The sequence below is a fragment of the Streptomyces sp. R44 genome, assembly GCF_041053105.1.
Lineage (GTDB): Bacteria > Actinomycetota > Actinomycetes > Streptomycetales > Streptomycetaceae > Streptomyces.
This window is the reverse complement of the sequence record NZ_CP163444.1, coordinates 7,792,282-7,815,962: the sequence shown is the minus strand read 5'-3', so window position 1 is coordinate 7,815,962 and position 23,681 is coordinate 7,792,282. Positions and strand designations below refer to the sequence as shown.

Below are 23,681 nucleotides of genomic sequence, written 5' to 3'. Positions count from 1 at the left end.
ATCCTGTGGACACCCCCCTGAGCGTCCCCGACCTCGCCGACGCGACCGAGCTCTCCTGCGACGTGCTCGTCATCGGCGGCGGCACCGCCGGCACGATGGCGGCGCTGACCGCCGCCGAGCGCGGGGCGGACGTCCTGCTCCTGGAGAAGGCGCACGTCCGCCACTCCGGCGCCCTGGCCATGGGCATGGACGGCGTCAACAACGCGGTCGTGCCCGGCCGGGCGGAGCCCGACGACTACGTCGCCGAGATCACCCGCGCGAACGACGGCCTCGTCGACCAGTCCACCGTCCGGCAGACGGCGACCCGCGGCTTCGCGATGGTCCGGCGCCTGGAGTCGTACGGGGTGAAGTTCGAGAAGGACGAGCACGGGGAGTACGCGGTCCGGCAGGTCCACCGGTCCGGCTCGTACGTGCTGCCGATGCCCGAGGGCAAGGACGTGAAGAAGGTCCTCTACCGGCAGCTGCGGCGGCGCGAGATGCGGGAGCGGATCCGGATCGAGAACCGGGTCATGCCGGTCCGGGTGCTCACCCACCCGGAGGACGGCCGGGCCGTCGGCGCGGCCGGGTTCCACACCCGCACCGGGGAGTTCGTCGTGGTCCGCGCGGGGGCCGTGATCCTGGCGACCGGCCCCTGCGGGCGGCTCGGCCTGCCCGCCTCCGGCTATCTGTACGGGACGTACGAGAACCCGACGAACGCGGGCGACGGCTACGCGATGGCGTACCACGCGGGCGCGGCGCTCACGGGGATCGAGTGCTTCCAGATCAACCCCCTGATCAAGGACTACAACGGCCCGGCCTGCGCCTATGTCGCCAACCCCTTCGGCGGGTACCAGGTGAACCGGCACGGAGAGCGGTTCGTGGAGTCGGACTACTGGTCGGGGCAGATGATGGCCGAGTTCGCGGCCGAACTCGCCTCGGACCGGGGGCCGGTGTATCTGAAGCTGAGCCATCTTCCCGAGGAGACGATCGGCGCCGTCGAGTCGATCCTGCACACCACGGAGCGGCCCACCCGGGGCACGTTCCACGCGAACCGGGGGCACGACTACCGGACCCACGACATCGAGATGCACATCTCGGAGATCGGCCTGTGCGGCGGCCATTCGGCCTCCGGGGTGAGGGTGGACGACCGTGCCCGCACGACCGTGCCCCGGCTGTACGCGGCCGGCGACCTGGCCTCCGTACCGCACAACTACATGATCGGCGCGTTCGTCTTCGGCGACCTGGCGGGCGAGGACGCGTCTCGGTACCGCGCGTACGGAGGAGAGTTGGACGCCGGTCAGCTCGCGGCCGCCCACGAGCTCGTCTACCGGCCGCTGCGGAACCCCGACGGGCCGCCGCAGCCCCAGGTCGAGTACAAGCTGCGGCGCTTCGTCAACGACTACGTGGCACCGCCGAAGACCGGTGCGAAGCTCTCCCTGGCCGTGGAGGCGTTCGACCGGATGTCGACGGAGATCGCCGGGATGGGGGCGCGCACGGCGCACGAGCTGATGCGGTGCGCGGAGGTGTCGTTCATCCGGGACTGCGCCGAGATGGCGGCGCGTGCCTCGCTCGCGCGGACGGAGTCGCGGTGGGGGCTCTACCACGAGCGGCTCGACCACCCCGAGCGGGACGACACGGGCTGGCTGCACCATCTGGATCTGCGCAAGTCCCCTTCCGGGGCGATGGAGTTCACGGCGCGCCCGGTGGAGCCCTATGTCGTTCCGGTGCCGGAGTTCTCGCCGCCCGGCGGTCCGGAGCGGCTCCTCGGCGAGGTGGCGCTCGTGCCGGTGGCCACGGCCGGAGCGCGGGAGGCCGTCCCCGCGGCCCCGGGTCCCGGTCCGGTCACCGCCGGGGCGCCGGCCGAGGCACCCGCGCCCGCGGGGCCGCATCCCCGGCTGCTCGGGCTGCTCGCGCTCGTCGAGGACTCCCCCGATCTGGCGGCGTTCGGCCCGTATCTGGACGACGCCGATCCGACGGTGCGGGCGGCCGCCGTGACCGCGCTCGGGGAGACCGCGCCGGCCGGGGCCGGTCCGGCGCTCGCGGCCCGGCTGCGGGACGGAGCGGCGCCGGTCCGGGCCGCGGCCTCGGCGGCCCTGCGGGAGCTGGTCGAGGTGCTGCCCGCCGAGCCGGCGCTCGGGGACGGTCTCCGGGAGGCCCTCGGTGTGCCCGATCCGGCCGTGCGCGGCGCCGCGCTCGACGTCCTGCGGGCGCTGCGGCTCGGGGACGCCCCGCTGTACGCGGGCGCGCTCGGCGACGCCTCCGTGGAGGTACGCGTCCAGGCCGTGCGGGCGCTGGTCTCGGTGGACGCGGTCGCGGAGCTCGCGCGGGCCGCCGCCGATCCGGCGCGCGAGGTCCGGGTCGCGGTGGCCCGTGGTCTCGCGGCCGTACGGGCTCCCGCGCCGGAGCCGCTCGCGCCGCTGCTCGACGACGCCGACCCGCTGGTCAGGGGAGCCGCCCTGGCCGCGCTCGCGGGCACCGGCTGCCCTCCGGCGTACGCGGCGGGGGCGGGGGCCGCGCTCGGCGACGGCGCCTGGCAGGTGCGGTCCGGCGCGGCGACCGCGCTCCGGGCGGCGCCTCCGGGCCTCGCCGTCCCGGCGCTCGCGGGGGCGCTCGCCGATCCGAACGCGGACGTGCGCAAGGCGGCCGTCCTGTCGCTCCTGGCCCACCGGGCCGAACCGGCCGCGCGTGCCGCGCTCGCCGGGGCGGCGGACGACCCGGACGCGGACGTGCGCGCCTACGCCTCCCGCGCGGCCCGCTGAGCCGTTCGGCGTACCCGGGGTGTGGTCGCCGGCGGGGCGGGGAAGGGGCGCACGGACTCAGGACGACGAGGAGGTGGTGCCGGTGTCGGGGCCGACGACCGGGGACGCGGTGGGAGCACCGTGCTGGCTGAATCTGTCCGCGCACGATCTGGAGGCGGCGCAGCGCTTCTACGGGGCGGTGCTCGGGTGGACGTTCCGGCCGGGTGCCTTCGGCGACGCGTACGTGGTGGGTGAGCGGGACGGGGTGCCGGTGGCGGGGATCGCGGCGCTCGACGCGGAGCCGGCGGGGCCGGTGGCCTGGACGGTGTTCTTCGCCGTGGAGGACGCCGACGCGGCGGTGGCGCGGATCCGGGAGCGTGGCGGCACGGTGGGGGTCGGCCCGCTGGCGTATCCGCCCCGGGGCCGGGCGGCGCTCGCGACGGATCTGGAGGGTGCCCTGTTCGGCGTGTGGGAGGGGCGTCTGGTGTCGCGCTGGCACGTCGGCGAGCGGCGGGCGCCGGCCTGGGTGGAGCTGCACACCCGCGACGCGTTCGACGCGGCCGTGTTCTACGGCGGGGTGCTGGGCTGGGCGGACGGGAGCGAGGGCGGTACCGAGGTGTCGTACGAGCACGAGGGGGTGGTGCTGCGGCGGGGCGGCGAGGCCGTCGCGCGGCTCGACAGCGGTCCGGTCGAATCCGAGTCGTCCCGCCCGCAGTTGCGGCCGCGGTGGCTGGTCCGTTTCCGGGTGCGGGATCTGGCGGCGGCGCGGGAGGCGGTGCCGGCGTACGGCGGGTCGGTGGTGCCGGGCGGCGAGTGGGCCGGGATGCGGCCGCCGGGCGGTGACGACGAACGGAGGTTGGTGGTCCGCGATCCGGAGGGGGCGCTGTTCGCCGTGGAGGCGGAGGAGGACGAGGAGGACGAGGAGGGCGGGGAGGAGTGAGACGAGCCGTGTGATCCACAGCTCTCCGTTCGGAAGTGCCTTGTGTGGACCGTAGATGATCCTGCAATCTTCATATCGCGCAGGATCAGGTTCGGCACAGGTGATGGCTTCACGAAGGGAAGGGCCCATGAGCGGCGAGCGCCCCGAGCTGTACGAGATGTTCGACGAGCGGTTCCTCACGGGACGGTGCATGTACGGCGACGACGCGCTGGACGTCCTGTACACGGGCTGTCGTTGGGCCGAGGGACCGATCTATCTGCCCGCCTGGCGGCAGCTGGTCTGGAGCGACATCCCGAACGACCGGATGCTGCGCTGGGACGAGGAGACGGGCGCCGTCTCGGTCTTCCGCCGCACGGCCGGGCACACCAACGGCAACACGCTGGACCGTGAGGGGCGGTTGATCTCCTGCGAGCAGGGCAACCGGCGCGTGACCCGCACCGAGCACGACGGCACGGTCACCGTGCTCGCGGACCGCTGGGAGGGCAAGCGCCTGAACAGCCCGAACGACGCGGCGGTGAAGTCCGACGGCTCGATCTGGTTCTCCGACCCGGACTTCGGCATCACCAGCGACTACGAGGGTCACCGCGCGGAGAGCGAGATCGGCTCCAACAACGTCTACCGGATCGATCCGGACAGCGGCGAAGTACGCCTGGTGGCCGACGAGTTCGCCGCGCCGAACGGTCTCGTCTTCAACCACGACGAGACGCGCCTCTTCGTCTCCGACACCCGGGCCGGCTTCATCCGGGTCTTCGACGTGCGCGAGGACGGCACGCTCTCCGACGGCAAGGTCTTCGCCGACGCCTCGGCCCGCGCGGAGGCCCGCTTCGACAACCTCCGCTTCGACGCCGACGGCCGCCTCTGGGCCGCCGCGATGAGCGACGGGGTGCACTGTTACGACCCCGACGGCACCCTGATCGGGCGGCTGAACGTCCCGGAGCCGGTCGCCAACATCTCCTGGGGCGGTGCCAAGCGCAACCGGCTCTTCATCGCCGCCCAGACCAGCCTGTACTCGGTGGTCATGAGCGCCACGGGCACCCACCCGACCGGCCCCGGCCGCCGCCCCTGGCTGGGCACGGCGGCCTGAAGCACCTCCGGACGACCGTCAGTTCGCGGCGGCGCGGGCGGCGACGCCGGCGAGGAGCCGCTCGCGCTGGGCCGGGTCGCTCGCCAGGTCGATCGCGGTCCACGCCATGGCCAGACCGCCGTCCAGGACGGCGCGGTCGGCGGCGGCCGTGGTGCCGTACCGGGTGAAGTCCGGGTGGTGCATGATCGTGTCGCCGCAGTCGTACCCGATGGACGGGTGGATCGTCGGGACGAGGTGCGAGACGTTCCCCATGTCGGTCGAACCGCCGCGCAGCCCGGGGTCGTGGGGGAGGACGGTCCGGCCGAGGGCCTCGGCGGCGGCCTGGTAGCTCCGGCCCATCGCGAGATCCTGGCGGAGGTCGGCGTAGTCGTTGCCGACGGTCTCCAGGAGGAGGTCGGCGCCGGTGGCGAGGGCGCCGGCCTCGAAGCAGGCCCGGACCCGCGCCTGGAGTGCGGCGAGCTCCTCGCTGGTGCCGGCGCGGACGTCGTACGTCGCGGTGGCCCGGTCCGGGATGACGTTCGCCGCGTCCCCGGCCGAGGTGACGACGCCGGAGACGACGGCGCCGGGGACCATCTGCTGGCGGTGGGCGGCGATCGCGACCTGGGCGATCATCATCGCGTCGGCGGCGTTGACGCCCCGGTGCGGCATCGCAGCGGCGTGCGCCGGGACCCCGGAGTACGCGACGGAGAGGCTGCTGATGGCCAGGGTGGAGAGGCCCACGGCGTCCTGCGGCGCGGCGTGCACCATCATCGCGGCGGCCACGTCGTCGAAGGCCCCGGCGCGGAGCATGTCGACCTTGCCGCCGCCCGACTCCTCGGCGGGGGTGCCGAGGAGCGCGACGGTGAGGCCGAGGTCGTCGGCGAGCGGCGCGAGCGCCAGGGCGGCGGCCACGGAGGCCGAGCCGTTGACGTTGTGGCCGCAGGCGTGACCGATGCCGGGGAGCGCGTCGTACTCCGCGCAGATCGCGACGACCAGGTCGCCGGTGCCGGCGGTGGCGCGGAACGCGGTGGGCAGTCCGTACGCCTCGCGGGTCACGTCGAAGCCGGCGCGCTCGACGAGGTCGGTGATGCGGCGGGCCGCGCGGTGCTCCTCGTAGGCGAGTTCGGGGTCGGCGTGCAGGGCGTGGCTGAGCCCGATGACCGCTTCCTGGTGGCGGGTGAGGACGGCCCGGCTGTGGTGGCGGGCCGTGGTGGTCGGCGTCATCGGAGGTCCTTCGACGGGGTGCGGTAGAGGAGGGAGGCGGCGCCGCCGGCGACGGAGATCACGGCGCACAGCACCCAGGAGGTGGTGTAGGCGCCGAGGTCGGGCAGGGTGTGGCCGGCGGGGGTGCGCCCGGCGAAGACGGTGAGGACCGCGGCGGCGCCGAGCGAGCCGCCGACGTTGATGATCAGCTCGTTGATGCCGGAGCCGACGGACGTCCGGTCGTGGGGGACGGACTCGACGGCGAGGGTGCGCGTGGAGTGCTGGAGGAAGCCGTTGCCGAGTCCGGCGAGCGCCGTGCCGCACAGGAAGAGCGGCGCCGAGGAGTGGACGGCGAGGACGACGCCGTATCCGAGGGCCATCAGGGCGGAGCCGGTGACGAGGGTGAGCCGGTCGGTGATGCGGGCCGCGACGGCGGGGGCGGCGAGCGCGCCGAGGGCCATGGCGAGGAGGTTGGGGAGCATGGCCAGGCCGATGACGGCGGGGCCGTAGCCGAAGCCGTACCCGGTCTCGTCGGGGCTCGTGCCCAGGAAGACCGGGTGGGCGACCTGGAGCCCGAGCATGCAGAAGCTGAAGGAGAGCGTCACGACGGAGACGACGACCACGTTGCGCCGGGCGAACATCCGGACGTCGATCATGGGCTCGGCGGTACGGAGCTCCACGAGCACCCACAGGGCGGTGACGAGCACGCCGCCGGCCAGGGTGGCGAGGGTGCGGGTGGAGGTCCACTCCCAGCCGGGGGTGCCGCCGAGGCCCAGGGCGAGCATCAGGGCGACGAGGCCGACGGAGAGCAGCACCGCCCCGGCCCAGTCGACGGAGCCGCCGGGGCGGTCGTCGGACTCGGGCAGCAGGGGCCAGGTCACGGCCAGCGCGATGCCGGCACCGATGGCGGGCACCCAGAGGGCGGCGGTGGGGCTGTCGACGGTCGCGGCGATGAAGCCGCTGGACAGCAGGCCGAGGGTGAGGCCGCCGATCAGTGCGGCGACCATCAGGCTGATGCCGCGGCGGCTCTCCGCGTCGCCGCCGTCGGGGCGGTTGCGGAGGATGCCGACGAGGAGCGGGAAGAAGCCGGCGATGGCGCCCTGGAGGATCTGGCCGGCGAGCAGCACCGGGAAGGAGCGGCTCAGTGCGACGAGGACGGAGCCGGCGATGACGATCGCCAGGTTCCAGCGCAGCAGGCGGCGGTGGCCGTAGAGGTCGCCCATGCGGGCGAGGACCGGCGTGAACGCGACGCTGGCGAGCAGGTTCGCGATGCTGATCCAGTTCAGGTCCGCCGCGGTGACCTTCAGGGTGTCGGTCAGGCCCTTGAGCAGCGGGGAGAGGAAGCCCTGGGTGATGCCGCTGGAGAGCTCGACGAGGGCGACCGAGGCGATGACCGCGCCGGCGGGTACGGGACGTACGGCTCTTCTTCGTACGGGGGCGGTGCGGGTACCGGCGTCCGTCATACGTACTACCTCTTCGGGAGGGCCGCGTGGGCTCGATGGGGAGGGGGGGCCGCCGGCGGCGGGTGGGGGTGCGGGGGCGGAAGATGCACCACAATGTGGCGAGCGAACGGCACTTCGGGCAAGAGTTGACCGTGAAGACGGCCGAATGCGGCAGAGGACGGGGGTCCTGCGGCGGATTCGGGCACGCGGCGGGCGCGTGGAGCGCCTTCGGGCGGGCTCGGGACCGGGCGGAGAGAAGGCGGCATGACGGCGGAGCGGGCGGCACGGCACGGCGACGGAGCGGGATCCGGGCCCGGCGGCGGGGTCGGCCCGGGTGCGGGTGGTCCCGGGGTCGGCCCGGGTGCGGGTGGTCCCGGGCCCGGCGGCGGTCTCGACGCGCTGGACCACGGGATCCTGAGGGTCCTGCACCGCGATCCCCGCGCGCCCTTCGCGGAGGTCGCCGCGGCCGTCGGGGCGCACGAGCGGACCGTCGCGCGCCGCCTGGAGCGGATGACCGCCGACGGGCGGGTCGCGTTCGTGGCGGCGCTCATTCCCGAGTACCAGTACGAGGGGGTGACGGCGGAGATCGCCGTACGGTGCGCGCCGGGCCGCGTCCACGAGGTGGCGCTGACGCTCGCCGCCCTGGACGAGACGCGGTCCGTGGAGGTCGCCACCGGGGCGCTCGACGTGTTCGTCGAGCTCCACGCGACCGGCCACGACGCGCTGCTCACCCTTGTGGACACGGTGATCGGCCGGCTCGACGGGGTCGTGGACATCCACTCGGCGGTGGTGCTCCGGCTGCTGCTCACGGCCAGCGACTGGGCACCGTACGACGACGAGCCCACGGACGTGCGGCGGCACGCCATCGAGGGCACCGCGCTGCCGGAGCCGCCCGTCGTGGACGAGCTCGACCGGCGGCTCGTCGAGCTGCTCCGTCGCGACGCGCGCATGTCGACGACGCGCCTCGCGCGGGAGCTGAGCGTCGGCGAGACGACGGCCCGGCGGCGGCTGGCCAGGCTCACGGCCTCGCACGTGCTGCATCTGCGGCTGCACGCCGACCCGGCGGTCCTCGGCTATCCGGTGGAGGCGCGGTTCCGGCTCGGGGTGCCGCACCGGGGGCTCGATCCCGCGATCCGGCTGCTCGCGCGGGAACCGGCCCTGCGGCATCTGGTGGTGACGAGCGGCGGGACGAGCCTGCTCGGGTACTCCAGCCATCGCGACACCCGGGACTTCCAGGAGTTCACGGCCCGGGTCTTCGCCCGCCTGGAGGACGTGACGTCGACGGAGACGGCGCTGCTGATGCGGACGTACAAGAGGGCGGGCTTCACGGCGGTGCAGGCCTGAGGACCGGCCGGGACCGGCGGGCCCGCAGGACGGGGGCTGGACGGGGTGGCGACGGCCGCGGGGCCGTCCCCACGTACCCCTGCGGCCGGCGCCCCCCGGTCGTCGTCGCCGTCAGGCGGTGGTGGCCTCCGAGGCCGCGCGCGGGCCCGCCCCGGGCTCGGCCGCCCGGGCGTCGGCGGGAGCCGGTGCCGCGGCCTTCGCGGGGATCAGCGCGGCGACGACCGCGGCCACGAGGCCGACACCGCAGCCGATGAGCATCGCCGTGCGGAAGCCGCCCTCGGAGGGCAGCACGTGCCCGCCGAGGGCGGTGGTCATCTGGGCGAGGACGACACCGATGACGGCAGCGGAGACGGAGGTGCCGATGGAGCGCATCAGGGTGTTGAAGCTGTTGGCCGAGGCGGTCTCCTCCTGCGGCACCGCGCCCATGATGAGCGCCGGCATGGCCCCGTACGCGAGTCCGACGCCCGTGTTGCAGATGAGGGTCACGGTGAGCAGGCCCCAGGTGGAGCCCATCAGGGCGAGGGAGGAGCCGTAACCGGCGGAGATGACGAGCGCGCCGACGGAGAGCGTGACCTTGGGGCCGCGGGCGGCCGACAGCTTGGCGCCGAGGGGCGCCAGGATCATCATCATCAGACCGGCCGGGGCCATCCAGAGGCCCATGGCCATCATCGACTGGCCGAGTCCGTACCCGGTCGCCTCGGGCAGCTGGAACAGCTGGGGAACGACCAGCGACTGCGCGTACATGGCGAAGCCGACCAGGATCGAGGCCGCGTTCGTCATCAGGACGACCGGGCGGGCGGTGACCCGCAGGTCGACGAGCGGTTCGGCGATGCGCAGCTCCCAGGCGCCCCAGGCGAGCAGGACGACGGCCGCGACGGCGAACAGGCCGAGGGTGGTGGCGCTGCCCCAGCCCCAGGTCGCGCCCTTGGACACGGCGAGCAGCAGGGCGACGAGCCCCACGCCGAGGCCGAGGGCGCCCGGGACGTCGAAGCGGCCGGGGGCGGCCGCGCGGCGGCCGGCGGGGACGACGCGCCAGATCAGGAGGCCGACGAGGAGGCTGAGGCCGGCGGCGACCCAGAAGAGCACGCGCCAGCTGGCGTTCTCGGCGACGGCGGCGGAGAAGGGCAGGCCGAGGGCGCCGCCGACGCCCATGGAGGCGCTCATCAGGGCGATGGAGCCGCCGAGCTTCTCGGGCGGGGAGACATCGCGGAGCAGGCTGATGCCGAGCGGTACGACGCCCATGCCGAGGCCCTGCAGTCCGCGTCCGACGATCATCGGGACGACGGAGGACGCGAGGGCGCAGACGATCGAGCCGGCGACGAGCGGGATCACGGAGGCGAGCAGGACGCGCCGCTTGCCGAGGGTGTCGCCGAGCCGGCCGGCGACGGGGGTGGCGACGGCTCCGGCGAGGAGGGTGGCGGTGATCACCCAGGAGGCGTCGGATGCGCTGGTGCCGAGCAGCTTGGGGAGGTCGCCGATGAGCGGCACCACCAGGGTCTGCATGAGTGCGGCCACGATGCCGGCCATGGCGAGGACGCCGACGACGCCTCCGGGGCGGGCGTCGGGCTTGGAGCCGTCCACGGGTTCTCCCTCGGTACTTCTTCGATGGTTCGATGCTTGTGCATCATGCACATCAATTGCAGGATGCACAAGATATGCATGCTGCACAGGTCGTCGCGACAGGAGAGAATGCCCTCATGGACAAGCCCACCCATCTGGTCGAGTTCGAGAGCATGCTCATCGGACGGCACGCCCTCCTGTACGGGCCCCGCTCCCGGGCGGCCGGCGGCCAGCTCGACCGCAGCGCGTACGTGCTCCTCACCCGCATCCGCATGCACGGGCCGATGTCCATCGGGCAGCTCAGCGAGGCCTTCGGCCTCGACGCCTCCACCCTCAACCGGCAGACCGCCGCGATGCTGCGCGCCGGGGTCGTGGAGCGCATCCCGGATCCGGACGGCGGCATCGCCCGCAAGTTCCGCATCACCGAGGAGGGCGAGCGCCGCCTGGAGGCCGACCGGTCCTCGAACGTCGAGGGTCTGGAGCGGGTGATGGAGGACTGGTCACCGGAGGACGTGACCCGCTTCGCCGCCTACCTCGAACGCTTCAACCGGGACATCGAGCGGCTCGAAGGCCGCCCCTGGCCCCGGCCGTGACCCGGACGGTCGGGCGGGCGGGGGCGGGTCGAGCGGCGGGCGCGGCCGTGGCGCCGCTGACACAATGGCCCCTGTGGGCCTGACGTTCTTCGACGACGAGCGGCTGGCGCGGGACGTGTACGCGGCGGTGAGCCTGAGTGCCGGCGGCGAGGATGCCGCCGCGGCCGTCTCCCGGCTTCTCGCCCCCCTCGTGGCCCACGACGCGCTCTGCCTGCGCGGCACCGATCCCGTGCTCGGCACCGAGCTCTGCTGGTTCAGCTTCTGGCACGGATACGAGCCCGCGCTGGCCCTTGCCCTCCTCACCCACCGCATCACGGGGGCGGGCGCGCGCGGGCCGGTCGGCACCGATCGGACGAACAGCTCCGTCGCCGTCGTGGGCGGGCGGTCGCACGACCGGGAGGCGGACCGTATCCTCGCCGCCCACGGGGCGGACTCGGAGCTGTGGCTGAGGCTCGCCGACCCGCGCGGGGTCTGGGGTGAGCTACGGCTGCTCCGCGGCTCGGGCGGGCGCCGGTTCGGCGAGGACGAGGCCCGTCGGGCCATGCGGCTCGCGCCGGCCCTGGTCGCCGCCCTCCGGCGCTACGGGACGTCCGGCCCGCTGAGTCCCGCCGCGGATGCTCCGGCCCTGCCCGCCGGTGTGGCCATCGTGGGCGCCGACCACCAGGTCAAGGCGGTCAGCCCGCAGGCCAAGGCCTGGGTCGCGCACGTGATGGCGCAGAGCGCGCCCGCCGTCCCCGCGGGGGTGTCCGACGCCTTCTTCCGCGCGCTGTCGCTCGCCGCCCGCGCCCGGGGCGGCGCCCCGGGCCCGCTGGTCTGCATGCCGCCGGCGCGCTGCGGCAGATGGTTCACCGCCCAGGCCGAGCCCCTCGGCGAGGACGGTGCCGGCGATGTCGCGGTCATCCTGCAAGGGGCGACCGGCGACCTGGTCACGCCGTCGTTCTGTGCCTGGTACGGGCTCACGCCCCGGGAACGCGAGATCGTCGGCGAGCTCCGGGACGGGTCGCCCGTGAAGCGGATCGCCCGGCGCCTCGGGGTGTCCCCGTACACGGTCAACGACCACCTCAAGGCGGTGTTCCGCAAGACGGGCGCGGAAGGCCGCGACGAACTCGTCGCCGCGCTGTACCGCTGACGACGGCGACTCTCCGGCCGCGCCTGTCCATCCCCAGATGTAGGGATCCTCTACGGCCCGGCCCCGGCGGAGGCTGGAGATCGAGTCCGAACGAGCCCCCTGTGGGCCCGTTCGCGCCGGAGAGGAGTGATCGTATGGGTACGTGGAACGCCGAGTGGTTCACGGTGCCGGGTGCGGCCGTGTTCGACACGGGCAGGCAGATCACGTCGGTGTCTCGTTCCGAGGAGAACGTCGACCTGTTCGTGGTGGGCGACGACCATCACGTGTGGACGCAGTTCTGGAGTGCGCGGGCCGCGTGGCACCCGGACTGGTTCGCCGTGCCGGGGGCGGCCGTGTTCGGCGAGCAGCCGGTGGCGGCGGTGGCCCGGGACGCGGACCATCTGGACCTGTTCGTCGTCGGCGACGACAACCGTGTCTGGTCACAGTTCTGGAGCGCACAGGCCGGATGGCACCCCGACTGGATGCCCATCCCGGGAACAGCCGTCTTCGACCGGCAGCCGGTGGCGGCCGTGGCCCGGGACGCAGACCACCTCGACCTGTTCGTCGTCGGCGACGACAACCGTGTCTGGTCACAGTTCTGGAGCGCACAGGCCGGATGGCACCCCGACTGGATGCCCATCCCGGGAACAGCCGTCTTCGACCGGCAGCCGGTCGCAGCCGTGGCCCGGGACGCGGACCATCTCGACCTGTTCCTCGTCGGCGACGACAACCGCGTCTGGACGGCCTTCTGGAACGCCGACGGCGGCTGGAGCGCGGACTGGTCCCCCGTACCGGGAAGGGCCGTCTTCGAGAAGGGCCGCCCCCTCACGACGGCCTCCCGGGTCCCCGGGCAGCTGGACCTGTACGTCGTGGGGAACGACAGCCACGTCTGGACGACCTGCTGGAGCGCCGAGACGGGCTGGGCCGCCGACTGGTTCGCGGTGCCCGGACGGGCGGTCTTCGACAAGCGGCAGCGCGTGACGGCCGTGTCCCGCCGGGGCAACCACATCGACCTCTTCGTCCTGGGGGCCGACCACCACGTGTGGTCGACGTACTGGCACCACCGCACCCTGCAGTTCCGGCTGCGGTACTTCATCGAGAAGGAGTCGACGGACGACCTCCTGCAGGGCGGTGACGACGAGGTGTACGTCTCCGCGCTGGGCATGGACTCGGCATCGGTCGTCGCGCGGCCGGACGGCACGTACGGCGCCGACGTCCTGAGGGGCAGCGAGATCGGTGACGTGTCGAGCGACGACGTGCGCGACCCCTGGCGCGACCGTCCGCACGTGCTCATGGAGTTCGACATCGACCGGCCCGGTCTGTGGCCCCGGTCGTACACGACCACCCTGCTGGTGATCGAGCACGACGACGGCGACCTGAGCAACGGGTTCGACACGCTCTACGGCGCCTTCGGCACGCAGATCAAGGAGGCCGTCGTGAAGGCCGCGACCACGACCGGGGCGGTCATCGCCGGGCCCGCCGTCGCCGGCGCGATCGGCGCACTCGCCGGCGCCGTCCTCGACGCGGTGAACGAGAAGATCAGGTCCGGACTGGCGGACGAGTCCTTCACGCCGATCCCGATCACGCTCAATGTCGACGGCCCGGAGCAGTTCGCGCGACACGCATCGGTGGAGCGCCAACTCACGCAGAGGGTCGAGCAGTTCGGAGGGGTCTACGAGGTCCTCTACGACTGGCACGTCGACTGACGACGGGAGGGGGCACCACGCGGCCGGTCGATCGGGCCGCGAGCAGTCCGCGCAGGCGCTCGGCCGGACCTTCCCGGCCGAGCGCCTGTCGAGGTCTCCCCCTCAGGCGCCGCGATGCATCGCGGCCTGCCGGTCCGCCGTCGCCAGGGCCGTGTTGACCAGCGCCACGGCGGCGAAGGCGACGGCCCACACCGGCCGGCCGACACCGAGGAGCGCGAGCGCCGCCGCGCCGAACACCAGGGCCTTCACCAGCAGAACACCCGCGAGCGGCACCCGGAACCGCGCCCTGGGAGCGGCGAACAGGCCCCAGACGACGGCCGCGAGGGCCGGCGCGGCGATCGCGAGGAGCAGCCGGAGCGCCACGTTCTCCGCGCTCTCCCACCCCCACCAGGCGAGCACGGCCAGGGCGGCGAGTTCGAGCAGGAACGCCAGCCCCTCGTTGACGACGTGCAGGGGTGCGGGCAGCTTCATCGAGATCCTCTCGGCATCGGTCGCGCGTACGGACCGCCCGAGCGTAGACGTCGTACACCCGTTCCGTCAGAAGTCTTTACCTCCAGGTCCCGGCGACGGTAACTTCCGCCCGACGCAAAGCGTTTCAGAAACTTTCCGAATGCGTTTCCAACGATGCCGATCCCCCTGCCCCAACCGGCCCGTACGGAACGCGCGTCCGCCTGGAGCATCAGATGAGCCGCACCCCCCTACGCCTGCCCGGACGCCCGGTGGCCGTCCTGGCCGTGGCCGCCGGCCTCCTCGGCCCGCTCGCCGCGCCACCCGACGACCCGTCACCCCGGACCGCCCCGGTCGCGGCGGCCGCCGAGAACACCGCGACGGTCTTCTACTGGACGAAGACGAAGAACTGGTCCGCGTACCACCTGCATTACGCCCCCGACGGCGGCGCGTGGACCACGGTCCCCGGCGTCGCCATGGAGCCCGCCTGCACGGACTGGGTGAAGAAGACCGTCAGCCTCGGCGCGGCCGCCGGCCTCCAGGCCACCTTCAACAACGGCAGCGGCACCTGGGACAACAACGGCGGCCGCAACTACGCCCTGGGGACGGGGAACATCACCGTCAAGGACGGCGTCGTCGCCCACTCCGACCCGTGCGGGAACACCACGCCCACCCCGGCCGCGAAGGCGACGGTCTACTACTCCACCGAGGCGCTCGGCTGGTCCACCGCCAACATCCACTACCAGCCCGCGGGCGGCGCCTGGACCGCCGTCCCGGGCGTCGGCATGCAGGCCGCCTGTGCCGGCTGGTGGAAGCGGGAGATCGACCTCGGGCCGGCCGCCTTCCTCAAGGCCGCCTTCAACAACGGCAACGGCACCTGGGACAACAACGGCGGATCCGACTACACGATCGGCACCGGCGTCTCCACCGTCCGGAACCGGGTGGTGACGGCGAACGCCGCCGACCCGTGCGCCGCGACCCCGCCCGACACCCGGGCCCCCACCGCCCCGGCCCGGCTGACCGCCACCGCCGACGGCGTCTCCGTGCTGCTCACCTGGGACCCCTCCACCGACGACCGGGGCGTCACGAAGTACCAGGTCACCCGGACCGGAGGCAGCGGCGGCACGGTCGTGACCGACGTCGGCTCCACGGTGTACTCCGACACGGGCCTCGCCGAACGGACCGCGTACACGTACACGGTGAGGGCCGTGGACGCCGCCGGGAACGTCTCCGCCGACTCGGCCGCCGCGAGCGCCACCACCGGCGACAGGCCCGCCACGCCCGCGACCGGGAAGCCGCTCGGCACCGACCCGCGCAAGGACCCGATCTACTTCGTCCTCACCGCCCGCTTCAACGACGGCGACCCGTCGAACAACCGGGGAGGCAGCCAGCACGTCAAGTCCGGCAACGCGGCGAACGACGACCCCATGTTCCGCGGCGACTTCAAGGGCCTCATCCAGAAGCTGGACTACGTCAAGGGCCTCGGATTCTCGGCGCTCTGGGTCACCCCGGTCGTCCTCAACCGCTCGGACTACGACTACCACGGCTACCACGGCTGGGACTTCTACCGGGTCGACCCGCGCCTGGAGTCCGCCGGCGCCTCCTACCAGGACCTGATCGACGCCGCCCACGCCAAGGGCATGAAGATCTACCAGGACGTCGTCTACAACCACTCCTCCCGCTGGGGCGCCAAGGGCCTCTTCGTCCCGACCGTGTACGGCGTGCGGGACAGCCAGTGGAGCTGGTACTACGACGAGAAGCAGCCCGGCTTCGAGTACGACGGCCTGACCGTCGACGCGAAGAGCGGCAAGTCGTACTACAACGGCGACCTGTGGTCGACGGCCGAGCCCGCCGGCAACACCTGTGTGAACTGGGGGAAGCCGACCGGCGGGAAGAGCGCCGAGGGGTACACGGTGTACAACTGCCAGTGGCCGAGCCCCACTTCGGGCATGTTCCCGAAGGAGCTCTACCACCAGTGCTGGATCGGCAACTGGGAGGGCGAGGACGCCCGTTCCTGCTGGCTGCACGAGGACCTGGCGGACTTCAACACCGAGAATCCGACCGTGCAGAACTACCTGATCGGCGCGTACGACAAGTACATCGACATGGGCGTCGACGGATTCCGCGTCGACACGGCCGTGCACATCCCGCGCACCACCTGGAACCGCCGCTTCCTGCCGGCCATCCAGGAGCGGGTCACCCAGCGCCACGGCGCCGAGGCGGCGAAGAACTTCTTCGTCTTCGGCGAGGTCGCCGCCTTCGTCAACGACAAGTGGAACCGCGGCTCGGTGAACCACTCGGCGCAGTTCTACACCTGGAAGGAGCGCAAGGAGTACGACGCCGACGACGCCAGGGCCGCCCTGGAGATGTACGACTACGAGCAGCAGCAGGGCACCGGCAACCAGCCCACCTCGACCAATGCCTTGCTCGCCGGGAACAGCTATCACACGCCCGACCACAGCCGGTTCTCCGGCATGAACGTCATCGACATGCGCATGCACATGAACTTCGGTGACGCGCAGAACGCCTTCTCTAACGGCAAGGACTCCGACGACAGTTACAACGACGCCACCTACAACGTCGTCTACGTCGACAGCCATGACTACGGCCCCGACAAGTCGAGCGAGCGGTACGCCGGCGGCACCGACGCCTGGGCCGAGAACATGTCCCTGATGTGGACCTTCCGCGGCATCCCGACGCTGTACTACGGTTCCGAGGTCGAGTTCCAGAAGGGCAGGAAGATCGACTGCGGGCCCACCTGCCCGCTCGCGACCACCGGCCGCGCCTACTTCGGCGAGCACCTCGCCGGCTCCGTCACGGCCTCCGACTTCTCCCAGGTCTCCTCGGCGAGCGGCCAGGTCGCGACCACCCTCGCACAGCCGCTGGTCAAGCACGTCCAGCGGCTCAACCAGATCCGCCGGGCGATCCCCGCGCTCCAGACGGGCCAGTACTCCACCGAGGGAGTCTCGGGGGGCATGGCGTTCAAGCGCCGCTACACCAGCGGCTCCACGGACAGCTTCGCCCTCGTCACCGTCTCGGGCGGCGCCACGTTCACGGGCATCCCGAACGGCACGTACACGGACGCCGTCACCGGCGACGTCCGCACGGTCGCCGACGGCACCCTCCCGATCGCAGCCCCCGGCAAGGGCAACCTTCGGGTGTACGTCCTGAACGGCCCCGGCAGGATCGGGGCGCCCGGCCCGTACCTCAAGTAGAAGCAAGGCCCGACGAGAGGGCGAAGGAACGGAAATCGCCCTCTCGTCGGCATGTTCAAGTCAAGATTTTGTTACGTGAACGGGCTTGTCGGACAGAAGACTTCCTTCCGCCCCGTTTGTCTGCGATCTTGCGTCCACCCCACACAACACACGGCCCGGTCGGCGCCACCCGCGCCACCGGGTCATCGGAGGACGCATTGTTTTCCCAGATATCCGGCCGCATGAGACTCGCGGCGACGGCCCTCGGTACGACCCTGGCGCTCGCGGGACCCGTCTCCCTCGCCCAGGCCGCCCCGCTCGACAACGAGCCGCTCGCGGCGTTCACCGCGAGCGCCCCGTCGAACGCCGCCGCGGCCACGGCCGCCTGGGCCGCCGGCACCCGCGCCTACCTGGTCATCACGACCCCGGGCGACACCACCGCCGTCCGCACCGCCGTCGCGAACAACGGCGGCTCGGTCTTCGCCTCGTACGACGCGATCGGCGTGATCGTCGCGCACTCGACCTCCGCCTCCTTCGCCGCCACGATGCGCGGCGTCTCCGGCGTCCAGAAGGTCGGCGCGACCCGTACCTCCGACGTCCCCGCCGACGCCTACAACCCGGCGCTCCCGGCCAACCCCTCGCAGGCCACCGCGCCCACGACGGAGCCCGTCCGCTCGGACATGACCCAGATCAAGGCCGACCAGGCCTGGGCCGTCAACCCGGGTTCGGCCTCGGTCAAGGTCGGCATCCTGGACACCGGCGTCGACGACCAGCACCAGGACCTGGCGCCGAACTTCAACGCCGCCGACTCGGTCTCCTGCGCCTACGGCAAGACGGACACCCGCGCCGGGGCCTGGCGCGACGTCGACCAGCACGGCACCCATGTCGCCGGCACGGTCGCGGCCGCCAAGAACGGCAAGGGCGCCATCGGCGTCGCGCCGGGCGTGAAGATCTCCTCGGTGCGCATCGCCGAGCCCGGCACCACGCTGTTCTTCGCCGAGAACACCATCTGCGGCCTCGTGTGGGCCGGTGACCACGGCTTCAAGGTCACCAACAACAGCTACTACACGGACCCGTGGCAGTTCAACTGCCCGAACGACCTCGACCAGGCGGCCATCCTGGAGGGCGTGGGCCGCGCCCAGGCGTACGCCGAGAGCAAGGGTTCGCTCCAGGTCGCGGCGGCCGGCAACTCCAATGTCGACCTGGCCAACAAGACCACCGACTCGACGAGCCCGAACGACTCCACGCCGGTCACCCGGACCCTCACCAACGACTGCCTCGACATCCCGGCCGAGCTGCCGGGCGTCGTCACGGTCGCGGCGAACGGCACCAGCGGCACCTCCAAGGCGTCGTTCTCGAACTACGGCAGCAACATCATCGAGGTCTCGGCCCCCGGCGAGTCCGTCTACAGCACCGCCCCCGGCGGCAAGTACGCCTCGCTGAGCGGCACCTCAATGGCGTCCCCGCACGTGGCGGGCGTCGCCGCGCTGCTCGCCAGCGCCAACCCGGCGTACACCCCGGCGGACATCCGGGCGAAGCTCGGCGAGCAGGCCACCGACCTGGCCTGCCCCTCGGACGCCCGCTGCACCGGCACCACGGCGAAGAACAGCTTCTTCGGCGAGGGCCGCGTGGACGCCCTGAAGGCCGTCGGCGGCTCCACCCCGCCGGCCGGCGCCTACTTCGAGAACCTCACGGACTACGCGATCGCGGACAACTCCACGGTCGAGAGCCCGATCACGGTCAGCGGCGTGACCGGCAACGCGCCGGCCACCCTCAAGGTGGGCGTCGACATCAAGCACACCTACATCGGTGACCTGAAGGTCGACCTGGTGGCCCCGGACGGCACCGTGTACACCCTGCACAACCACACCGGCAGCGGTACGGACAACATCCTCCAGACGTACACGGTCAACGCCTCCTCGGAGGTCGCGAACGGCGTCTGGAAGCTCCGCGTGAACGACAACGCGAGCCAGGACACGGGCAGGATCGACGCCTGGAACCTGACCTTCTGACACCGCGCACCCCTCGACGGGGCCCGAGCCGCCATGGCTCCGGCCCCGTTCGCGTACCCGGGGTGAGTCCGGCGGAAGAAAGTCCGTACCGAGGGGTAGGCCTCCCGGGGGGCCTTGCTATACGTTCCGTCTAACAAGCTTGCTAGACGTGATGTCTAACAAGCGTCCGAGACGCCCGCGCGACCCCGAGGAGCCGCACCATGGCCAGCAGCACCGTCCGCCCCGACAACGAAGACCACGACGTCGCCGCGCGGCTGCTCCTGTCGGCCGCCAAGCTCTCGTACGACCCCGCCACCGAAGTCGACTGGGACACCCCCCTCGACAAGGACTTCCACGGCCAGAGCCCGGAGTGGAACAGCCTCTACGGGACGGCCTACTGGAACGAGATGACCGAGGAGCAGCGCAAGGAGCTGACCCGGCAGGAGTCGGCCTCGGTGGCCAGCACCGGCATCTGGTTCGAGATGATCCTCCAGCAGATGGTGCTGCGCGACATGTACGCCAAGGACCCCACCGACCCGCGGTTCCAGTGGGCCCTCACCGAGATCGCCGACGAGTGCCGGCACTCCATCATGTTCGCCCGGGGCGCCCAGAAGCTCGGCGCCCCCGCCTACCGGCCCAGGCGGGCGGTGCTCGAACTCGGCCGCGCCTTCAAGACCGTCGGCTTCGGCGAGGCCGCCTACGCCGGGATCCTCGTCGCCGAGGAGGTCCTCGACGTGATGCAGCGCGACTGGATGCGCGACGAGCGGGTCGTCCCCTTCGTCCGCACCATCAACAACATCCATGTCGTCGAGGAGTCCCGGCACATGAAGTTCGCCCGGGACGAGACCCGCCGCCGCCTGGAGCACGCCGGCCGGGCCCGCCGGAACTTCCACGCGCTGGTCGTGGCCATCGCGGCGTACTACATCGTCACCAGCCTGGTCAGCCCCGACGTGTACGCGAAGGCCGGTCTCGACCCGGTGCGCGCACGCCGCGAGGCCGCCGCCAACGAGCACTACAAGGCGCAGATGCGGGCCAGTTGCGCCGGACTCATGGAGTTCCTGGCCTCGGCCCGCCTGCTGACCCGGCCCGCGCTCTTCTTCTACAAGCGCGCGAACCTCATCTGACCCCCTCCCCCGGATCCGAGCTGAGCCGACGACATGACCTACGCCATCACCCAGACCTGCTGCAACGACGCCACCTGCGTCGCCGTGTGCCCGGTCAACTGCATCCACCCGACGCCGGACGAGCCCGACTTCGGCACCACGGAGATGCTGTACATCGACCCGAAGAGCTGCATCGACTGCGGGGCCTGCGCCGACGCCTGCCCCGTCGACGCGATCTTCCCGGCCGACCGGCTCACCGCGCGGCTGCGGGAGTACGAGGGGATCAACGCCGCCTACTACGCGGACCGCGAGCCCGCGCCGGTCCTCGCCTCGCCGACCTTCCACCCCTGGGGCGAGCCCGTCTTCGACCGCTCGATCCCGGCCGACTTCGCCCCGATCCGGGTGGCGGTCGTCGGCACGGGACCGGCCGGCATGTACGCCGCCGAGGACCTCCTCCTGCACACCAACGCCGAGGTGACGCTGATCGACCGACTGCCGGTCGCCGGCGGCCTCGTCCGGTACGGCGTGGCACCGGACCACCCGGCGACCAGGGGCGCCGGCGAGACCTTCGCCCGCTTCCACGCGCACCCCCGGGTCCGCATGCGGCTCGGCGTCGAGATCGGCCGGGACGTCACCCCGGAGGAACTCGCCGCGCACCACGACGCCGTGATCTACGCGGTGGGCGCGCCCTCCGACCGGCGGCTCGGCATCCCCGGCGAGGACCTGCCGGGCAGCGTCTCGGCGACCTCCGTCGTCTCCTGGTACAACGCGCACCCGGAGACGGGCGCGGACGCCGTGCGGCTCTCCGCCGAGCGGGTCGTCGTGGTCGGCAACGGCAACGTGGCGCTCGACGTCGCCCGCGTCCTCGTCTCGGACCCCGACGCGCTGGCCCGTACGGACATCGCCGACCACGCGCTCGCCGCCCTGCGCGACGCCCGGGTCCGCGAGGTGGTGCTGCTCGGCCGCCGGGGCCCCGAGGACGCCGCGTACACCACCTCCGAACTGCTCGCCCTGAAGCATCTGCCCGGGGTCGACCTGGTCGTCGACGACACCGATCCGCGCACCGGCGTGGCGATCGACGCGGCGGAGGCCGGGGCGAAGGCCGCGCTCCTGCGGGGGGTGGCCCGAGAGGCGGTGGACTGGACACGGGCGCCCGCGCCGGAGGGGCGCCGGATCGTGCTGCGCTTCCACTCCGCCCCGGTCGAGGCGCTGGGCGACGGCCGCGTACGGGCGGTCCGGGTGACGCAGGACGGTTCGGCGTCCGGTACGGAGATCGGGGCGGGGCTGCTCGTCCGGGCCATCGGCTACCGCGGAGTGCCGCTCGCGGGGCTGCCGTTCGACGAGGCGACCGGCACCGTGCCGCACGAGGCGGGCCGGGTGGCGGGGCTGCCGGGCAGCTACGTCGTGGGCTGGATCAAGCGGGGACCGTCCGGGGGCATCGGGGCCAACCGGGCGTGCGCGGAGGAGACGGTCGGGACGCTGCTCGCGGACGCGGTCGCCGGGGCGCTGCCGAAGCCGACGGGCACGTCCCAGGAGTTCCGGCGGCTCGCGCGGAGCCGCAGCGGACGGGGGCTCGTCGACGCGCGCGGTCTCGCCTCCATCGACCGGGCGGAGCGGGCGCGGGGCCGGGACGCGGGGCGCCCCCGGGTCAAGCTCGCCACGGTGCCGGAGCTGGTCGCGGCGGCACGGGGCAGGCGGCTGCGCCTGCCGGGCTGAGCTGTTCCTCCGAGGGGGATCCGGCCCGGGACGGCGGGCCGGTACGGGTCACCCGTACCTTCAGACGGAGACGCTCAGGGCCTGGCGGACCACGATCGCGTTGAGCCGCACCGCGAAGGGCACGATGTCGGTCAGTTCGAGCGCGAGGGTCCGGTCCTTCGGCAGCTCGACGGTCACGTCGACGCAGAAGGCCAGGGCGTACATGTGGTCCCCGGTCTCCTCGTCCTGGAGGGCGAAGAACAGGTCCCGGTAGAAGCGGGTGCGGTCCCCGGACTCCTCGTAGAAGGAGAGTCCGGGCTGTCCCTCCTGCGCGGCGAGCCCGGTGAAGGCCTGGACGAGCTCCCGCTCGACCGTGGCCCAGAAACCGGCCTCCGCGCACTCCGGCGGCAGCGCCTGGCGGACGGCCTCCTTGAGGGAGAGGACCATCACGAGGACGGGGGCGTGCTCCTGGAGCCCCCAGCCCCGGACCATCTTCACCACGTCGCTGTCCGGGACGGCCGAGGCCGCCTGGTGGATCGCCTCGAAGTCGAAGTTGACGGTCGCCGGGGCGATCGCCTCCTGGAACACCCGGTCGATGGACCGGGCCTGGTCGAGGTGGTCCGGTGCCACCTCGACGACGGTCCTGAAACTGGCGGCCAAAGCTCCTCCTGGATGATCTCGGTGATCAGGAGGGGTCAGTATGCCGAGCCGCCGGGGGCCGGGCGCGGGGCGTCCGCCGTGCGGACGGTTCAGCCGCGGCCGCGGCGCGGCTTCCCGCTCCGGCCGGAGCCCGCGCCGCCCTTGCGGGAGGCGGCGGGCTTCCCGCCGGTACGGGACCCGGCGCCCGGCTTCCCTCCGGCACGGGGCTTCGCCGCCCGCGCCGGCTTCTGCTCCCTGGGCTGCTTCTGGCCCTTCTTCTCCTCGGCGCGGCGGCCCCGGGTGCTGTTCACGGTGCGGCCGCGGACGATGCCGATGAACTCCTCGACCAGGTCGGGCGCCTCGTCCGCCGCCGGCCAGGACAGGGCCACCCGCGACTGCGGGACGCCGACGAGGGTCCGGTAGGTGAGGTCCTTGCGGTGGTGCAGCCGGGCCAGCGACTGCGGGACGGCGAGCACGCCGATGCCCGCGGCGACCAGTTCGATCGCGTCGGCGGTCGTCGCGGGGCGCTCCATGGCGGGGCGGCCGGGCGGCTGCTCCCAGCCGAGGGTGTCGTCGAGGGGGTGCAGGACGAGCTCCTCGGCGAGGTCCTCCGCCGAGACCTCCTCCACCGCCGCGAACAGGTGGTCCTTGGGGATGACGACGACCGTCGTCTCCGTGTAGAGCGGGATCGCGCTGAGGTCGTCCCGGTCGACCGGCAGCCGGACGAGACCCGCGTCGGCGGCGCCCTCCCGGAGCACGGCGAACGCCTCCGCCGGGGTCACGGCGTGGAGGGTCAGGGGCACGTCGGGCAGGCGCTCGTTCCAGATCCGCACCCACTTCGCGGGTGTCGCTCCCGGCACGTAGGCGAGCCGGAAGGAGGAGGGGGAAGTGGGGGTATCCGCGGGGGAAGCGTCCGAGCCTGTCACCCCGCCAGGT

Annotated in this window: 17 protein-coding genes; 11 read left to right on the top strand and 6 right to left on the bottom strand. The window is 72.9% G+C overall.

All coding sequences use genetic code 11. The annotated features are described in order from the left end of the window. Window positions 1-17 precede the first annotated feature (17 nt). From AB5J54_RS36265 to AB5J54_RS36255, 3 genes are all read left to right on the top strand, one after another. On the top strand, window positions 18-2,738 hold the full coding sequence (locus AB5J54_RS36265) for a fumarate reductase/succinate dehydrogenase flavoprotein subunit (RefSeq protein WP_369149569.1): 2,721 nt from the start codon (window positions 18-20) through the stop codon (window positions 2,736-2,738). Between the two features lie 82 nt (window positions 2,739-2,820). Next, window positions 2,821-3,657 (top strand): VOC family protein, encoded by an 837-nt coding sequence (locus AB5J54_RS36260; RefSeq protein WP_369148175.1) that lies wholly within the window; start codon window positions 2,821-2,823, stop codon window positions 3,655-3,657. Window positions 3,658-3,784: 127 nt separating this feature from the next. Continuing rightward, window positions 3,785-4,741 (top strand): SMP-30/gluconolactonase/LRE family protein, encoded by a 957-nt coding sequence (locus tag AB5J54_RS36255; RefSeq protein ID WP_369148174.1) that lies wholly within the window; start codon window positions 3,785-3,787, stop codon window positions 4,739-4,741. An 18-nt stretch (window positions 4,742-4,759) separates the two neighbouring features. On the opposite strand, the gene AB5J54_RS36250 is transcribed toward AB5J54_RS36255, so the two are convergent. Together AB5J54_RS36250 and AB5J54_RS36245 are read right to left on the bottom strand one after the other, a co-directional pair. Beyond that, window positions 4,760-5,944 (bottom strand): amidohydrolase, encoded by a 1,185-nt coding sequence (locus tag AB5J54_RS36250; RefSeq protein WP_369148173.1) that lies wholly within the window; start codon window positions 5,942-5,944, stop codon window positions 4,760-4,762. Further along, a complete protein-coding gene (locus AB5J54_RS36245) occupies window positions 5,941-7,386 on the bottom strand; it encodes an MFS transporter (RefSeq protein WP_369148172.1) in 1,446 nt (481 codons plus the stop codon). The genes AB5J54_RS36250 and AB5J54_RS36245 overlap by 4 nt, the downstream gene beginning before the upstream one ends. 243 nt (window positions 7,387-7,629) lie before the next feature. Between AB5J54_RS36245 and AB5J54_RS36240 the strand changes: the two genes are divergently transcribed. Continuing rightward, window positions 7,630-8,709 carry an Lrp/AsnC family transcriptional regulator gene (locus AB5J54_RS36240; protein WP_369148171.1) on the top strand — a complete coding sequence of 360 codons (1,080 nt, stop codon included), beginning with the start codon at window positions 7,630-7,632 and terminating at the stop codon, window positions 8,707-8,709. A gap of 111 nt (window positions 8,710-8,820) precedes the next feature. Here AB5J54_RS36240 and AB5J54_RS36235 read toward each other — a convergent pair whose 3' ends face one another. Beyond that, window positions 8,821-10,290, bottom strand: coding sequence for an MFS transporter (locus AB5J54_RS36235; RefSeq protein WP_369148170.1), 1,470 nt, complete (start codon window positions 10,288-10,290; stop codon window positions 8,821-8,823). Between the two features lie 116 nt (window positions 10,291-10,406). On the opposite strand from AB5J54_RS36235, the gene AB5J54_RS36230 reads away from it, so the two are divergent. From AB5J54_RS36230 to AB5J54_RS36220, 3 genes are all read left to right on the top strand, one after another. After that, window positions 10,407-10,862: a MarR family winged helix-turn-helix transcriptional regulator gene (locus tag AB5J54_RS36230; protein ID WP_369148169.1), complete on the top strand. Its 456-nt coding sequence runs from the start codon at window positions 10,407-10,409 to the stop codon at window positions 10,860-10,862. A 73-nt stretch (window positions 10,863-10,935) separates the two neighbouring features. Then, window positions 10,936-11,991, top strand: coding sequence for a helix-turn-helix transcriptional regulator (locus AB5J54_RS36225; RefSeq protein ID WP_369148168.1), 1,056 nt, complete (start codon window positions 10,936-10,938; stop codon window positions 11,989-11,991). 134 nt (window positions 11,992-12,125) lie between these two features. Beyond that, on the top strand, window positions 12,126-13,676 hold the full coding sequence (locus AB5J54_RS36220) for a hypothetical protein (protein WP_369148167.1): 1,551 nt from the start codon (window positions 12,126-12,128) through the stop codon (window positions 13,674-13,676). Window positions 13,677-13,778: 102 nt separating this feature from the next. On the opposite strand, the gene AB5J54_RS36215 is transcribed toward AB5J54_RS36220, so the two are convergent. Then, entirely contained in the window at window positions 13,779-14,147 is a 369-nt protein-coding gene (locus tag AB5J54_RS36215) for a YrdB family protein (protein ID WP_369148166.1), read from the bottom strand. A 212-nt stretch (window positions 14,148-14,359) separates the two neighbouring features. Here AB5J54_RS36215 and AB5J54_RS36210 point away from each other — a divergent pair, with 212 nt between their 5' ends. From AB5J54_RS36210 to AB5J54_RS36195, 4 genes are all read left to right on the top strand, one after another. Beyond that, the gene (locus AB5J54_RS36210) at window positions 14,360-17,338 is read left to right on the top strand and encodes a carbohydrate binding domain-containing protein (protein ID WP_369148165.1); all 2,979 of its coding nucleotides are present in this window, start codon (window positions 14,360-14,362) and stop codon (window positions 17,336-17,338) included. 221 nt (window positions 17,339-17,559) lie between these two features. After that, window positions 17,560-19,329, top strand: a complete 1,770-nt coding sequence (locus AB5J54_RS36205) for a S8 family serine peptidase (RefSeq protein ID WP_369148164.1) — start codon at window positions 17,560-17,562, stop codon at window positions 19,327-19,329. Window positions 19,330-19,529: 200 nt separating this feature from the next. After that, window positions 19,530-20,432 (top strand): diiron oxygenase, encoded by a 903-nt coding sequence (locus AB5J54_RS36200; protein WP_369148163.1) that lies wholly within the window; start codon window positions 19,530-19,532, stop codon window positions 20,430-20,432. 33 nt (window positions 20,433-20,465) lie between these two features. Then, the gene (locus AB5J54_RS36195) at window positions 20,466-22,127 is read left to right on the top strand and encodes an FAD-dependent oxidoreductase (protein WP_369148162.1); all 1,662 of its coding nucleotides are present in this window, start codon (window positions 20,466-20,468) and stop codon (window positions 22,125-22,127) included. Between the two features lie 60 nt (window positions 22,128-22,187). On the opposite strand, the gene AB5J54_RS36190 is transcribed toward AB5J54_RS36195, so the two are convergent. Next, on the bottom strand, window positions 22,188-22,766 hold the full coding sequence (locus tag AB5J54_RS36190; RefSeq protein ID WP_369148161.1) for a Type-2Aa cytolytic delta-endotoxin: 579 nt from the start codon (window positions 22,764-22,766) through the stop codon (window positions 22,188-22,190). Window positions 22,767-22,855: 89 nt separating this feature from the next. After that, window positions 22,856-23,671 carry a LysR family transcriptional regulator substrate-binding protein gene (locus tag AB5J54_RS36185; RefSeq protein ID WP_369148160.1) on the bottom strand — a complete coding sequence of 272 codons (816 nt, stop codon included), beginning with the start codon at window positions 23,669-23,671 and terminating at the stop codon, window positions 22,856-22,858. Between the last annotated feature and the right edge of the window lie 10 nt (window positions 23,672-23,681).

Coding starts and splice junctions, on each gene's coding strand:
- AB5J54_RS36250 (WP_369148173.1), bottom strand. CDS start 5,944: ATGACGCCGACCACCACGGCCCGCCACCACAGCCGGGCCGTCCTCACC.
- AB5J54_RS36210 (WP_369148165.1), top strand. CDS start 14,360: ATGAGCCGCACCCCCCTACGCCTGCCCGGACGCCCGGTGGCCGTCCTG.
- AB5J54_RS36215 (WP_369148166.1), bottom strand. CDS start 14,147: ATGAAGCTGCCCGCACCCCTGCACGTCGTCAACGAGGGGCTGGCGTTC.
- AB5J54_RS36230 (WP_369148169.1), top strand. CDS start 10,407: ATGGACAAGCCCACCCATCTGGTCGAGTTCGAGAGCATGCTCATCGGA.
- AB5J54_RS36245 (WP_369148172.1), bottom strand. CDS start 7,386: ATGACGGACGCCGGTACCCGCACCGCCCCCGTACGAAGAAGAGCCGTA.
- AB5J54_RS36205 (WP_369148164.1), top strand. CDS start 17,560: ATGAGACTCGCGGCGACGGCCCTCGGTACGACCCTGGCGCTCGCGGGA.
- AB5J54_RS36220 (WP_369148167.1), top strand. CDS start 12,126: ATGGGTACGTGGAACGCCGAGTGGTTCACGGTGCCGGGTGCGGCCGTG.
- AB5J54_RS36240 (WP_369148171.1), top strand. CDS start 7,630: ATGACGGCGGAGCGGGCGGCACGGCACGGCGACGGAGCGGGATCCGGG.
- AB5J54_RS36255 (WP_369148174.1), top strand. CDS start 3,785: ATGAGCGGCGAGCGCCCCGAGCTGTACGAGATGTTCGACGAGCGGTTC.
- AB5J54_RS36195 (WP_369148162.1), top strand. CDS start 20,466: ATGACCTACGCCATCACCCAGACCTGCTGCAACGACGCCACCTGCGTC.
- AB5J54_RS36200 (WP_369148163.1), top strand. CDS start 19,530: ATGGCCAGCAGCACCGTCCGCCCCGACAACGAAGACCACGACGTCGCC.